Annotated in this window: 12 protein-coding genes; 7 read left to right on the top strand and 5 right to left on the bottom strand. The window is 65.9% G+C overall.

The features are described 5' to 3' along the window. The 3 genes from Q7T84_RS00225 to Q7T84_RS00215 form a co-directional block, all read left to right on the top strand. A partial coding sequence (locus tag Q7T84_RS00225) for an ABC transporter ATP-binding protein (protein WP_304805553.1) occupies nt 1-1,520 on the top strand: 1,520 nt, incomplete at its 5' end. After that, nucleotides 1,517-3,376, top strand: a complete 1,860-nt coding sequence (locus Q7T84_RS00220) for an ABC transporter ATP-binding protein (protein WP_304805552.1) — start codon at nt 1,517-1,519, stop codon at nt 3,374-3,376. The genes Q7T84_RS00225 and Q7T84_RS00220, both read left to right, overlap by 4 nt. A gap of 278 nt (nt 3,377-3,654) precedes the next feature. After that, complete coding sequence (locus tag Q7T84_RS00215; RefSeq protein WP_304805551.1) at nt 3,655-5,154, top strand: arylsulfatase; 1,500 nt, start codon at nt 3,655-3,657, stop codon at nt 5,152-5,154. Nucleotides 5,155-5,250: 96 nt separating this feature from the next. On the opposite strand, the gene Q7T84_RS00210 is transcribed toward Q7T84_RS00215, so the two are convergent. Both Q7T84_RS00210 and ppk2 read right to left on the bottom strand, forming a co-directional pair. After that, on the bottom strand, nt 5,251-6,447 hold the full coding sequence (locus Q7T84_RS00210; protein WP_304805550.1) for a winged helix-turn-helix domain-containing protein: 1,197 nt from the start codon (nt 6,445-6,447) through the stop codon (nt 5,251-5,253). 14 nt (nt 6,448-6,461) lie between these two features. Further along, nucleotides 6,462-7,235 carry a polyphosphate kinase 2 gene (ppk2, locus tag Q7T84_RS00205; protein ID WP_304805549.1) on the bottom strand — a complete coding sequence of 258 codons (774 nt, stop codon included), beginning with the start codon at nt 7,233-7,235 and terminating at the stop codon, nt 6,462-6,464. A 49-nt stretch (nt 7,236-7,284) separates the two neighbouring features. Between ppk2 and Q7T84_RS00200 the strand changes: the two genes are divergently transcribed. The 3 genes from Q7T84_RS00200 to Q7T84_RS00190 all read left to right on the top strand — a co-directional run bounded on the left by Q7T84_RS00200 (nt 7,285) and on the right by Q7T84_RS00190 (nt 9,862). Further along, nucleotides 7,285-8,019, top strand: a complete 735-nt coding sequence (locus tag Q7T84_RS00200) for a 16S rRNA (uracil(1498)-N(3))-methyltransferase (protein ID WP_304805548.1) — start codon at nt 7,285-7,287, stop codon at nt 8,017-8,019. Nucleotides 8,020-8,096: 77 nt separating this feature from the next. After that, complete coding sequence (locus tag Q7T84_RS00195) at nt 8,097-9,455, top strand: glutamate--cysteine ligase (protein WP_304805547.1); 1,359 nt, start codon at nt 8,097-8,099, stop codon at nt 9,453-9,455. 8 nt (nt 9,456-9,463) lie between these two features. Continuing rightward, nucleotides 9,464-9,862, top strand: coding sequence for a GFA family protein (locus Q7T84_RS00190; RefSeq protein ID WP_304805546.1), 399 nt, complete (start codon nt 9,464-9,466; stop codon nt 9,860-9,862). Here Q7T84_RS00190 and Q7T84_RS00185 read toward each other — a convergent pair. After that, complete coding sequence (locus tag Q7T84_RS00185) at nt 9,859-10,350, bottom strand: DUF427 domain-containing protein (RefSeq protein ID WP_304805545.1); 492 nt, start codon at nt 10,348-10,350, stop codon at nt 9,859-9,861. The two genes, Q7T84_RS00190 and Q7T84_RS00185, sit on opposite strands and share 4 nt — an antisense overlap. Nucleotides 10,351-10,537: 187 nt before the next feature. Between Q7T84_RS00185 and Q7T84_RS00180 the strand changes: the two genes are divergently transcribed. After that, on the top strand, nt 10,538-12,478 hold the full coding sequence (locus tag Q7T84_RS00180) for a peptide MFS transporter (protein WP_304805544.1): 1,941 nt from the start codon (nt 10,538-10,540) through the stop codon (nt 12,476-12,478). Between the two features lie 74 nt (nt 12,479-12,552). Here the strand turns inward: Q7T84_RS00180 and Q7T84_RS00175 are convergent, their stop codons facing one another. After that, nucleotides 12,553-12,753 (bottom strand): hypothetical protein, encoded by a 201-nt coding sequence (locus Q7T84_RS00175; RefSeq protein WP_304805543.1) that lies wholly within the window; start codon nt 12,751-12,753, stop codon nt 12,553-12,555. A 134-nt stretch (nt 12,754-12,887) separates the two neighbouring features. Beyond that, on the bottom strand, nt 12,888-13,361 hold a 474-nt coding region (locus tag Q7T84_RS00170), incomplete at its 5' end, for a metallopeptidase TldD-related protein (protein WP_304805542.1).

Raw genomic sequence — 13,361 nt, 5'->3', positions numbered from 1 at the left:
GGGTCGGCTATGACCTGCGGCTGCGGTTCTTCCAGCAACTCCAGCGGCTGTCGTTCGGCTTCCACGACCGCATCCATTCGGGCGACCTGATCACGCGGGGCATGCTCGACCTGGAGGGCGCGCGGGTCTTCATTCAGGGCGGGGTGATGCAGGCGGTCAGCCTGGTCCTGCTGCTGGGGTTCGCCAGCTACATGATGCTGTCGGCCGACCTGACCATGGGGCTGATCGGCCTGGCCTTCGTGCCGATCGCCGGCTGGGCGCTGGCGCGGATGGGCTTCCTGTTGCGGGTCACCTGGCTGCGGGTCCAGGAGTTGATGGCGAACCTGACCCTGACCATGGAGGAGAATCGCCAGGGCATCAGGGTGGTTCGCGCCTTCGCCGGCAAGAAGTTCGAGATGGCCAAGTTCGACGCCGCCTCGCTGGACGCGCTGAACTTTTCCTACAAGCGCATCACCCTGCGGTTCCGGGCGGTCTCGGTGATGACCGTTTCGTTCTACGGCTCGATGGGGCTGTTGCTCTGGTACGGCGGTCACAAGGTGGCGGGCGGGACCATGAGCGTCGGCAAGCTCACCGAATTCCTGACCTACATGACGCTGCTGCAGTCTCCGATCCGGCAGATCGCGATGATCTTCAACGCGGCGGCGCGGGCCACGTCCTCGGGCGCTCGGCTGTTCGAGGTGCTGGACCTGGAGCCGGAGATCGCCGACGCGCCGAACGCCAAGGCCCTGGCGCCGAGCGAGGGGACGCTGCGCTTCGAGAACGTCGACTTCAGCTACGACCAGGGCGGCAAGCAGATTCTGCATGGGGTCAGCTTCGAGGTGCGCGCCGGCCAGACGCTAGGCGTCGTCGGTCCGCCCGGCAGCGGCAAGTCGACCATCGCCAACCTGATCCCGCGCTTCTACGACGTGACCGGCGGGGCGATCACCATCGACGGCCAGGATATCCGCGAGGTGACCTTGGCGTCGCTGCGCGAATATGTCGGGCTGGTGCAGCAGGAGGCGTTCCTGTTCGATAGCTCCATCGGTCACAACGTCGCCTATGCCGATCCCTGGGCGCAGGAGGATCGCATCGTCGGCGCGGCCAAGACCGCCCAGCTTCATGACCACATCGCCGGCCTGCCGGCGGGCTACGAGACGCGGGTCGGCGAGCGTGGCGTGGCGCTGTCGGGCGGCCAGCGCCAGCGGATGAGCATCGCGCGCGGCGTGGTGCCGGGACCCGGCGTGATGATCTTCGACGACTCGACCGCGGCCATCGATGCGGTGACCGAACGGCGGGTGCGTGACGCCCTGGCGGCCGCCACCGCGACCAAGGCCACCATCATCATCGCCCACCGGCTGTCCTCGCTGATGCACGCCGACCACATCGTGGTGCTGGACGAAGGCGCGGTGGTGGAGCGCGGGACCCACGCCGAGCTGGTGAAGCAGGGCGGGGTCTATGCCGACCTCTACGAACTGCAGACCAGGTCCGACGCCGAGGCGACCTTGGACGAGGACGCTATTCTCCAGGAGGTCGGCGCATGAGCGAGACCGTGCAAGCCGCCCCGCCGCCCCGCCGCCGCGCCTCGCTCGGCACCTCCGAGGGCGAGGATATCTTCGGCACGTTCGACATCGACGTCGCCAAGCGGTTCCTGGAGATCCTGAAGCCGCACAAGCGCTCGTTCATCATCGCCGTGGTCGCGGTGCTGATCTCGGCGGTCTGCGCGGTGAGCATCCCGGCGCTGATCGGGCGGGCGGTCACCGCGGCGGTCAATCGCGACGGCCAGCTGCTCGACCAGATCCTGATCGCCTTCGCCGGCCTGATAGCCGTCTACGCCAGCGCCTTCTTCATGGAGCAATGGCTGTCGGCGCGGCTGGCCCAACGGGTGATCTTCGACGTCCGCCGCAAGATGTTCGACCACTTCCAGGACGTATCGCTGTCCTTCATGGACAAGACCCATGTCGGCCGGATCATGTCTCGCCTCCAGGGCGATGTGAACGCGCTGCAGGAGTTCCTCGAGAGCTCGACCGGGGCGGTCGGCGACCTGGCGATGCTGATCGGCATCACCGCCGTCCTGATCAGCATGGACTGGCAGCTTGGCCTACTGACCCTGACGGTGTTGCCGCTGCTGATCATCGTGCGCGCGATCTGGTTGCCGTTCTCGAAGAAGAGCTTCCGCGACGCGCGCGACGCCTCGTCCACCGCCAACTCGGCCCTGGCCGAGAACATCAACGGCGTGCGCACCGTGCAGGAGAGCCGCCGCGAGGCGGTGAACTTCGAGCTCTATAAGGAGATGGCGCACGACAATTTCGTGGCCCAGGCCCGCGCCTCGTGGATGAGCCAGATCATGGTGCCGACGGTCGATGTGCTGACGGGCCTCGCCATGGCCATCGTCATCGTGGTCGGCGGCAATGCGGTGATGGGCGGGCGGCTGGAGGTCGGGGTGATGGTCGCCTTCATCTTCTATGTGCAGCGGTTCTTCGATCCAGTGCGGATGCTGTCGATGCAGTACACGATCATGCAGCGAGCCATGGCCGCCGGGCACCGGATCTTCGAGGTGCTCGACGTCAAGGTGGCGATCACCGACAAGCCTGACGCTCAGCCGCTGGCCGATGTTCCGGCGACGGTGGAGTTCAAGAACGTCACCTTCGGCTATGATCCGGCTCGCCCCGTTCTGCACGACATCAGCCTGAAGGTGAACCCGCGCGAAGTGGTGGCCCTGGTCGGGCCGACGGGCTCGGGCAAGACCTCGATCATCGCCCTGACCCACCGGTTCTACGAGGTCGACCAGGGCCAGATCCTGGTCGGCGGCCACGACGTGCGCGACGTGACCCTCGACTCGCTGGGCAAGACCATCGGCATGGTGCTGCAGGAGCCCTTCCTGTTCACCGGCACGATCGAGGAGAACATTCGCTACAACACGCAGGGGGCCAGCTTCGAGGACGTGGCCCGGGCGGCCAAGGCGGTGAGCGCGCACGACTTCATCATGCGCCTGCCGGACGGCTATCAGACCAAGCTCGGACAGCGGGGCCGCAATATCTCGATGGGCCAGCGGCAGCTGATCTCGTTCGCGCGGGCCCTGGTGGCCGATCCGCAGATCCTGATCCTCGACGAGGCGACCGCGAACATCGACAGCTTCACCGAGCAGGCGATCCAGAAGGCGCTGAAAGTGCTGTTCTCGGGCCGTACCTGTATCGTCATCGCCCACCGGCTGGCGACCATCCGCGACGCCGACCGTATCGTGGTGCTGCAGCAGGGCCGCATCCTGGAGCAGGGGAACCACGACGAGCTGATGGAGAACGCCGGGCTCTATTCGCACCTCTACACCTCGGCCCACGCCTCGTTCGACGATCAGGTGGTGGCGGTCACCGGCGACAGCGAGTTCGCGACGCGGACTTGAAGAGGCCCGCGACGCGCCCTTTGGAGACCAAGTCTCAGGCGCAAGGCGGACCTAGTTGCGGCCCGCCGCAGCAAAGTCGCCCTCGATCCGATCCCAGCCCGGGCTGTGTGAGAGACGCCGCTTGGGGCCGTGCGCGCGCGTTCGGGCCCCCTTCTGGCATGGGGTGCATCCCCACCCTTGCCCGGCATTTTCCTTAGACCCTCGCGGGTAAATCCCGATATCGCCTCGAGGCGGGAGAGCCAGAGTCCAAGCCAAGTCTACTGGCGAGGAAAGAGACCATGGCGAAGAAACCCAACATCCTGATCCTGTGGGGCGACGATATCGGTCAGTCGAACCTCAGTTGCTTCACAAAAGGCATGATGGGCTACAGGACGCCCAACATCGACCGCATCACCGAAGAGGGCATGCTGTTCACCGACTACTACGCCGAGCAGAGCTGCACCGCCGGTCGCGCCAGCTTCATCACCGGTCAAGGCGGGCTTCGCACCGGCCTCACGAAGGTCGGCATGCCTGGCGCCAAGGAGGGCATGAAGGACTCGATCCCGCCCATCGCCACGGTGCTCAAGGCTCAGGGCTACGCCACCGGCCAATTCGGCAAAAATCACCTCGGTGACCGCGACGAGCAGTTGCCGACGATGCATGGCTTCGACGAGTTCTTCGGCAACCTCTACCACCTCAACGCCGAGGAGGAGCCGGAGAACCCCGACTATCCGGATCCCGCGGAATTCCCCAACTTCCGCAAGCGTTTTGGCCCGCGCGGGGTGCTGCACTGCAAGGCCGACGGCAAGGGGGGGCAGTCGATCGAAGACACCGGCCCGTTGACCAAGAAGCGCATGCAGACGATCGACGACGAGGTGACCGAAAGGTCGGCGGCCTTCATTCGCGAGCAGGTCAAGGCGGGCGTGCCGTTCTTCGTCTGGTTCAACACCACCCACATGCACTTCCGCACGCACGTGAAGCCGGAAAGCAGGGGCCAGGCCGGACGCTGGCAGAGCGAATATCATGACGTGATGATCGATCACGACAAGGCGATCGGCGTGCTGCTCGACCTCGTGGACGAACTGGGCGTCGCCGACGACACCTTCGTCATGTACTCGACCGACAACGGCCCGCATTGCAACTCTTGGCCCGACGCCGGCACGACGCCGTTCCGATCGGAAAAGAACACCAGCTGGGAAGGCGCCTACCGCGTGCCCGCCATGGTGCGTTGGCCTGGCAACATTCCCGCCGGCTCGATCTCGAACGACATCGTCTCGCACCTCGACTGGTTGCCGACCTTCGCCGAGATGGCGGGCGCCGCCACGATCAAGGAAGACCTCAAGAAGGGCGCCACGCTCAACGGCAAGACTTTCAAGTCCCACCTCGACGGCAACAGCTTGGTCGGCCACCTGACCAAGGGCGAGAAGAGCCCACGCAAGGGCTTCATCTACTTCACCGACGAAGGTGAAGTCGCCGGGTTGCGCATGGACAACTGGAAAGTGGTGTTCATGGAGCAGAAGGTCGAAGGGACCCTGGAAATTTGGGGCCGGCCCTTCATCACCGGCCGTATTCCCAAGCTGTTCAACCTCCGCACCGATCCCTATGAGTTCGCCGATATCACCTCGAACACCTACTGGGATTGGTACCTCGACCGGGCGTTCATCCTGGTTCCGTGCCAGGACATCATCGGCGAGTATTTGCAGACGCTGAAGGAGTTCCCGCCGGCTCAGAAGGCCGGAACCTTCAATCTGGAGAAGGTGATGGACACGTTGCAGTTCGGCGCGACCGGCGGATCCTGACGATCGGATGTCGCTCGCTTCGCCAAGGCGTGGCGAGCGATTTGATCGGTCTTGGCGCCGGGCGGAACAATGGCGGTTGTCGAGCCCGCGCGCGCCTTAAGAAAGCGCCGCGGCCAATCGCTCGGCCAGATCGCCCTTCGGCTGGACCTCGACGCGGTCGAGGCCCAGCCAGCCGGCCATGAGTCGCAGTTCGTCGGCTAGCAGGCCGGGAGTTGCATCGTCGGCCCCAGGTTCGGCGTGGGCTGACTGCACCAGCAGCGCGCCCTGCTTGCGCTCGGCCTTCAGGTCCACCCGCGCGGTAATCGCCTCGCCTTGTAGGAAGGGCAGGACATAGTAGCCGTGCACCCGCTTGTGGGCCGGGGTGTAGATCTCCAGCCGGACCCGCGTGCCGAACAGCCGCTCGGTGCGTTCGCGGAACCAGATCAGGTTGTCGAACGGCGAGAGCAGGGCGTTGGCGGTGATCTTTCGCGGTCGGCGCGCCTCGGGATGCAGATAGGCGGGCAGGCCCCAGCCCGTGACCTCGACCGGGGTCAGTTCGCCCGCCTCGACCAGTTCGGCGATGCGCGCCTTGGTGTCGGCGACCGGCATGCGGAAATAGTCGCGCAGGTCACGCTCGGTGGCGAGGCCCTGGGCGCGGGCGGCTATGCGGATCAGCTCGCGCTGGGCGTCCTCGCGCGGCGGCGTCGGGGTCTCGCGGACGGCGCGCGGCAGCACCTTGTCGCTGACCCCATAGACCCGCTCGAAAGTCCCGCGCCGGGTGGCCGCCGTCAGGTCGCCGACCCAGAACAGGCATTCCAGCGCCCGCTTGCCCTCGCTCCAGCCCCACCAGCCCTGCGCGCCCTTGGCGCCGAGGTTCAGTTCGGAGGCCGGCATCGGACCACGAGTCTCGATCTCGGCCAGGACCCGCTCGATGAAGTCCTCGTGGGTGCGCAGGAAGCGGGCGATGCCCGTCCAGGTCCCGACCCCGGCCCGCGCGTCCTCCATCCGCCAGCGGAACAGCGGATGGCTGGCCGCCGGCAGCAGCGAGGCCTCATGCGCCCAATATTCCAGCAGCGCTGGCCTCGGCCCCCAGGCGATCTCCTCCAGCAACGGCCGCGGATAGGCGCCCAGCCGCGAGAACAGCGGCAGATAGTGGGTGCGCGACACCACATTGACCGAGTCGATCTGCAACACGCCCAGCCGCTCGATGGTCTTGAGCAGATGACGCTTGCCGGCCGCCTGCGGGCGAGCCTCGGCGAACCCCTGCGCGGCCAGCGCGATACGGCGGGCCGCGCGAGCCGAGATCACTTCCACCCCGGACGCCCCCGCTATCGGTTCAGCCGGCCTTCGGCGATCGCCCCGATCTCGAACTGGAACAGAACCTTGTTGTCAGGCTTGGCGACATCCTTGGCGATGTCCTTGGGCGCGATGGTACGCACCACGTGGCGCATCACATTCAGGCGCGCGTCCTTCTTCTTGTCGGTGACGACGCAGGTCCAGGGTGTCGTCCCGTTGTGGGTCCGGGTCAGCATTTCGTCGCGAGCCGAGCTGTACTCGGCCCATTTCTCCTGGGCGACATCGTCGAGCGGGCTGATTTTCAGAGCCTTGAGCGGATCGTCGCGGCGTTCCTTCAGGCGTTCGGCCTGTTCCTCGCGGCTGATGTCGAGCCAGATCTTCACGAGCTGCATGCCGCTCTCGACCAGCATTTCCTCGAAATGCGGGACGTCGCGCAGGAAGGTCTCCTGCTCCTTGGGCGTGGCGAAGTCCATCACCCGCTCGACCCCGGCCCGATTGTACCAGGAACGGTTGAAGATCACGACCTGGCCCGCCGCCGGCAGGTGTTGCACATAGCGCTGGAAGTACCACTGGGTGGTCTCGACCTCGCTCGGCTTGGGCAGGGCCATGACCCGCGTCGCGCGAATCGACAGGTGCTCGGTCATCCGCTTGATCGTGCCGTCCTTGCCGGCCGCGTCGCGGCCTTCGAGGATGATCAGCACCTTGTCGCCGCTCTCCATGGCGTGCTGCTGATATTTCACCAGGGCGAGCTGGAGGTGGGCGAGCTCGGTTTCGTACGCGTCGTCGTCTTGATCTGACTTTGCCATGGGAATGAACCTAGTCCCGATCCCGCTTGCGCGGCTAGAACCTCTTTCCATGATCCGATTGTTCGTCACCCCCGATCTCTCCCAGGACTACGCGCTGGCGCTCGACCTGGCGCAGAGCCGCTACCTGACCGCCGTCATGCGCCGCGAGGTTGGCGACGAGGTGCTGGTCTTCAATGGCCGCGACGGCGAATGGCGCGGCGCGGTCGAGGTGGCCGGCAAGCGCGGCGTGATGCTGCGTCTGACGGCGCTGGAGCGGCCCCAGGCGCTTGGCCCCGACCTCGACCTGGTGGTGGCGTTGGTGAAGCGCACCCGGATCGAGACGATCATCGAAAAGGCCACCGAACTGGGCGCGCGCCGGGTGCGCCTGGTGATCACCGAACGCACCAACGCCGAGCGGGCCCGCCTCGACCGGCTGACCGCCATCGCGACCGAGGCCGCCGAACAGACCGGCCGCATGGATGTCCCGCAGATCGTCGAACCCCTGAAGCTCGCCAAGCTGATCGAGGCCTGGGACGCGCCGCGCCGGCTGCTGTTCTGCGACGAGGCGGGCGAGTCCAAGCCGGTTCTTGCGGCCCTGGACGGGGCGCCTGCCGATCCCTGGGCGATCCTGATCGGCCCCGAGGGCGGCTTTTCGCCGGCCGAGCGCGAGATGCTGCGGAACCTGTCCTACGCCACGCCCGCTTCACTGGGACCGCGGATACTGCGGGCCGACACAGCCGCCATCAGCGCCCTGACCTTGTGGCAGGCTGCTCAGGGCGACTGGCGTGGCCTTGAGGTTTCCTGAATTGCGCCCACCTGTCTGAACGGCGTAAAGATCGCGCCGCCGATTTTTCGGACTAATGTGGGCTTGGGGAGATTGAGATGGCCGACGTCGTGACAGACGACCGACCCCTCACGTTCGAGGACCTGATCCAATGGTTCGAAGCAGGCTCAAAGCCTGCCAGCGATTGGAAGGTCGGCGCCGAACATGAGAAGTTCGTGTTCCGGTTGGGGACCTATGAGCCCATTCCGTATGAAGGTCCCGCCGGCATCCAGGCCCTGCTCAACGGGCTGATGCGATTCGGCTGGAAGGGCGTCTACGAGGGCGAGAACGTCATCGCCCTGGAGCGCGGCAAGGCCAATGTGAGCCTTGAGCCGGGCGGACAGTTCGAACTTTCCGGCGCGCCGCTGGAGACCATGCACGACATCTGCGAGGAGACCGGGCAACACCTCGAAGAGGTCAAGACGGTCGCCGACGAGCTCGGTCTTGGTTTCCTTGGGCTGGGCTACACGCCGCTCTGGCGGCGGGACGAGGTCCCGGTCATGCCCAAGGGCCGCTACAAGATCATGCGCGAATACATGCCAAAGGTCGGCAATCTCGGCCTCGACATGATGTTCCGCACCTGTACCGTCCAGGCCAATCTGGACTTCGGCTCCGAGGCCGACATGGTGGCGAAGTTCCGCACCAGCCTGGCCTTGCAGCCGATCGCGACCGCGTTGTTCGCCAATTCGCCGTTCATCGAGGGCAAGCCCTCGGGCTTCCTCTCGGCCCGCGCCAATGTGTGGACCGACACCGACCCCGACCGCACCGGCATGCTGAACTTTGTGTTCGCCGACGGTTTCGGTTTCGAGACCTATGCCAACTACGCTCTCGACGTGCCGATGTATTTCGCCAAGCGCGACGGCAAGTATGTCGATCTGGCGGGCCGCTCGTTCCGCAAGTTCATGGCCGGCGAACTCTCCGACCTGCCGGGCGACCGACCGTCGATCAAGGACTGGGCCGACCACACCACCACCGCCTTCCCCGAAGTGCGCCTCAAGCAATATCTGGAGATGCGCGGCGCGGACTCCGGTCCGTGGAGCCGCCTTTGCGCCCTTCCGGCGCTCTGGGCCGGCATCTTCTACGACAGCGCCGCCCTGGCCGCGGCTTGGGACCTCTGCAAGGATTGGAAGGTCGACGACCACGAGCGTCTACGCGCCGACGTGGCGCGCCTGGGCCTCAAGGCGCAGGTCAACGGCCGCAGCGTCCAGGACGTGGCCAAGGACATGGTCGCCATCGCGCGTCAGGGTCTGAAGAACCGCAACCGTCTCAGCGCCGGCATGGTCGACGAGAGCAATTACCTGACGGAGTTGGAAGAGATCGCCGACAGCGGGATCACCCCGGCCGAGCGGCTGCTCGAACTCTACAACGGCCCCTGGAGGGGCGACGTGCGCCGGGTGTTCGAGGACTTCGCCTACTAGGGCGCGCCATGATCTGGTCGGGCTCCTGTCACTGCGGCGTCGTTCGTTTCGAAGTGAATGCGGAGCTCGACGAGCTGACGACCTGCGATTGCTCGCTCTGCGTCAAGAAAAACGCGGTGATGGCCAAGGTGCATGAGAGCGCGCTCACCGTCCTAGCCGGCGAGGACGCGCTCTCGCTCTACCAATGGAATACGCGGCGGGCGAAGCACTACTTCTGCAGCCGCTGCGGGATCTACACCTTCCATCGCAAGCGTTCGGCGCCGGATCACTACGGCGTCAACGTGTTCTGCCTGGAGGGTTTCGATGTCGCGAGCCTTCCGATCCGGGCGACCGAAGGCGTCGGCATGAGCGTAGCGCCGCAAGGCGCCCGGCCGCAATGGCCGGGGCCGAGGGGGCGCGAGGCCTAGCGTTCTTCCGGCGCCGGGCTCTCGACGTTCGGCGGCCAATGGTCGCGCTGGCTGGCGCCGGCGCCGCTGTCGGTGTGCAGGACCACCTCGTCGACAACGGTGTGAACATGGGTCGGATCGACCACCGCCTCGTCCACCGAATAGACCTCAACCTTGTCGGGATAGAAGGCCAGTCGGCCGCGGATCTGTTCCATGGCGGGGAAGGGCTGTTCGTAGGTCCAGACCGCGTTGTCGGCGAACCGACCGTCCATCAGTATGGTGTAGTAGGCCGCGTCGCCCTTGTATGGACAATGGGTCGTGCGGTCGGTGCGCGATAAGAAGTCCATCGAGACGTCGGCGCGTGGGAAGTACACGACGGGCGGATAGTCGGCTTCCTTGAGCACTAGCGCGTCGCCGGTGTCGGCGATCACGTGGTCGCCGTATTTGGCGCGCCACCGGGTCTTGGCCGGGGCGATGGTGATGGGGTGGTCGGGGCCTGGAATCAGCATGCGGACGCTCCTCCTATGACCAGTCCAACGCCTAAGATGGGCTTGAGGCTCCCTGAACACCAGTGTACAGGCGCCGCCTTGCTTGTGCTTGGCCTTACCGCGTGATCTTCTCGCGCCAAATATGCCCGGCGGGGGTGAAACGACCCCAGGGAGCGCCGGCCGTCCAAGAAATCGGAACACCGCCCTTATGAATATTGTTATCCTTTTGGGGATCGTCATTACGCTGGCGACCGGCATCCCCGTCCTGCTGCAGTTGCTGAAAACGCACCCGCGCGGGCTGATGATTCTGTTCTTCACCGAGATGTGGGAGCGGTTTTCCTACTACGGGATGCGCGGCATCCTGATCTTCTATTTGACGCAGCAACTGCTGTTCGACGACGCCACCGCCGGGGCGCAGTACGGCTCCTACACCAGCCTGGTCTATCTGCTGCCGCTGATCGGCGGCTTGCTGGCCGACCGCTATCTCGGCACCCGCAAGGCCGTGGCCTTCGGCGCGCTGTTGCTGGTCGCCGGCCACCTGACGATGGCTGTCGAGGGCAGCCCCGCCACCCAGACCCTGACCTACGCCAATCAAAGCTATCAGGTGGTCGCCGAAGGCCGCATGGAAACGCGCACGGTGCGGCTCAAGATCGGCGACACGCTGCATGACTTCGGCCCGGCCGAAAGCGGCGGGCTCGAGATCAAGAACCTTCCCGCGAACGCGCCGCTGCCGTCTATCCTGCCCGAGGGCAGCTTCAAGATGGAAAAGAAAAGCGATCCGCTGGGCGTGAACGCCTTCTATCTGGCGGTGTCGCTGATCATCATGGGGGTCGGCTTCCTGAAGCCGAACATCTCCACCATCGTCGGCCAACTCTATCCGCAGGGCGACCCGCGGCGGGATTCCGGCTTCACCCTCTACTACTACGGCATCAACCTGGGCGCCTTCTGGGCCTCGGTGCTCTGCGGCCTGCTTGGCCAAACGGTCGGCTGGTGGGCGGGCTTTGGCCTAGCCGGCGTCGGCATGGCCCTGGGCTGGGTGGTCTTCGTGCTCGGCAAGCCGCTGCTGCAAGGCAAGGGCGAGCCGCCGCATCCGGAGCGTCTGAAGGAGGCGGTCGCCGGCCCCATCAACCGCGAATGGCTGATCTACATCCTGGCCATCCTCGGCGTCGGCGGCGTCTGGGTGCTGGTGCAGCGCAACAGCTTCGTGGCCTGGGCGCTGCTGGCCGCCACCGTCGCGTCGCTGGGCTACATCGCCTACTTCCTGACCAAGTGCGCCAAGGTCGAGCGCGAGCGGATGATGCTCGCCCTGGTGCTGATCTTCGGCTCGGTGGTGTTCTTCACCCTGTTCGAACAGGCTGGCACCTCGCTGAATCTGTTCGCCGCCCGTAACGTCGACCTCGCCATCACCCATCAGGCCACCAGCTTCCTCGGCATTCCGATGGGGTCGGCCGAACAGCTCGCCGCCGCCGGCATCGAGCCGACGGGCTTCTGGATCGACGCCACCATGGGCGCGGCCCAGACCCAATCCTTCAACGCCGCCTTCATTCTCATCTTCGCCCCGATCTTCGCGGCGATGTGGGCGTGGCTGGCCGCGCGGGGCCGCGATCCGAACCCGACCATGAAGTTCGGCTTTGGCCTGATCCAGGTCGGGCTCGGCTTCATGGTGGTGGTCTGGGGCGCCGGCATGGCCGACGGCTCATATCGCCTGCCGCTGATGCTGCTTGGCATGCTCTACCTGCTGCACACCACGGGCGAGCTCTTCCTGTCGCCGGTGGGCCTCTCGGAGATCACCAAGCTGTCGGTGGCCGCGATCGCCTCGTTCATGATGGCGGTGTGGTTCCTGGCCTCGTCCATCGCCCAACTCGTGGGCGGCTGGATCGCGGGTCTGGCTGGCGCCGAGACGGTCGGCGGGCAGGTGCTCGATCCACAGGCCGCGCTGGCCTCGTCGCTGGCGGTGTTCAAGATGCTGGGCTGGGCTGGCCTCGGAGTCGGCGTCGCCTTCATCGTGCTCAGCTTCTTCATCAAGCATTGGTCGCATGGGGCGAACAGTCCGGCCGGTCACGCCCAGCCTGAGCCGATCGCTCCGGTCCTGGACGGCGAGCGCCAGGCGGTCAGCCCCGCGGCGATGCGGGCCGACCGAGAGAGCTAGGTTCTTCTAGTGTAGAAACGATAAGGGCCGGAGCATCGCTGCTCCGGCCCTTTTTGTTGCGCGCTCGCCGCCGCCTAACCGCCGAAACTCTTGCGGATCCGGAACCAGTACATGCGGCCAAACTGGATATTGCGGTCGTCCACGAAGGCCACGTCGCTGGCGCCGCGCGGGCCGTCATAGACTGTGCGCGTGTGGCGAAAGCCTCGGTTGGTGGCGTTCTGCAGTTCGGCGCGGATCACGATGTCGGACCTCGGCTTCCACTCGGCGAACGGCACGACGTAGGTCTTGAGCTTGTCGGTCGATATCTCGTCAAACCGGTAATAGGTCTCCCGCCAGCCGCCGAAGACGTCGACGCCGGTGCAGCCGCGGGTCTCGGCGAGCCTCCGTTGAGGCTCGCCCTGTCCGCTGGCTAGATGCTGGTGCCGCCGACGGTCAGGCCGGTCAGCTTCAGCGACGGTTGGCCCACGCCGACCGGGATGCTCTGGCCGGACTTTCCGCAGACGCCGACGCCGGGATCGAAGTCGAAGTCGTCGCCGATCATCGTCACCCGGGTCAGGGCCGAAGGACCATCGCCGATCAGGGTCGCGCCCTTGACCGGCGTGGTGATCTTGCCGTCCTCGATCAGGTAGGCCTCGGTGCACTGGAACACGAACTTGCCGTTGGTGATGTCCACCTGGCCGCCGCCGAAGTTCGCGCAATAGAGGCCGCGCTTGGTCGAGGCGATCATCTCTTCGCGCGGGGTGGAGCCGCCCATCATCGCGGTGTTGGTCATGCGCGGCATCGGCATGTGCGCGTAGGACTGGCGCCGGCCGTTGCCGGTGGCGCTCAGGCCCATCAGCCGGGCGCTCATCCGGTCGTGCATGTAGCCGACGAGGATGCCGTC

This window comes from Phenylobacterium sp., assembly GCF_030654915.1.
Classification (GTDB): Bacteria; Pseudomonadota; Alphaproteobacteria; order Caulobacterales; family Caulobacteraceae; genus Phenylobacterium.
Note: the sequence above shows the minus strand (reverse complement) of the source record. Positions and strands in the feature narration are given on the sequence as shown.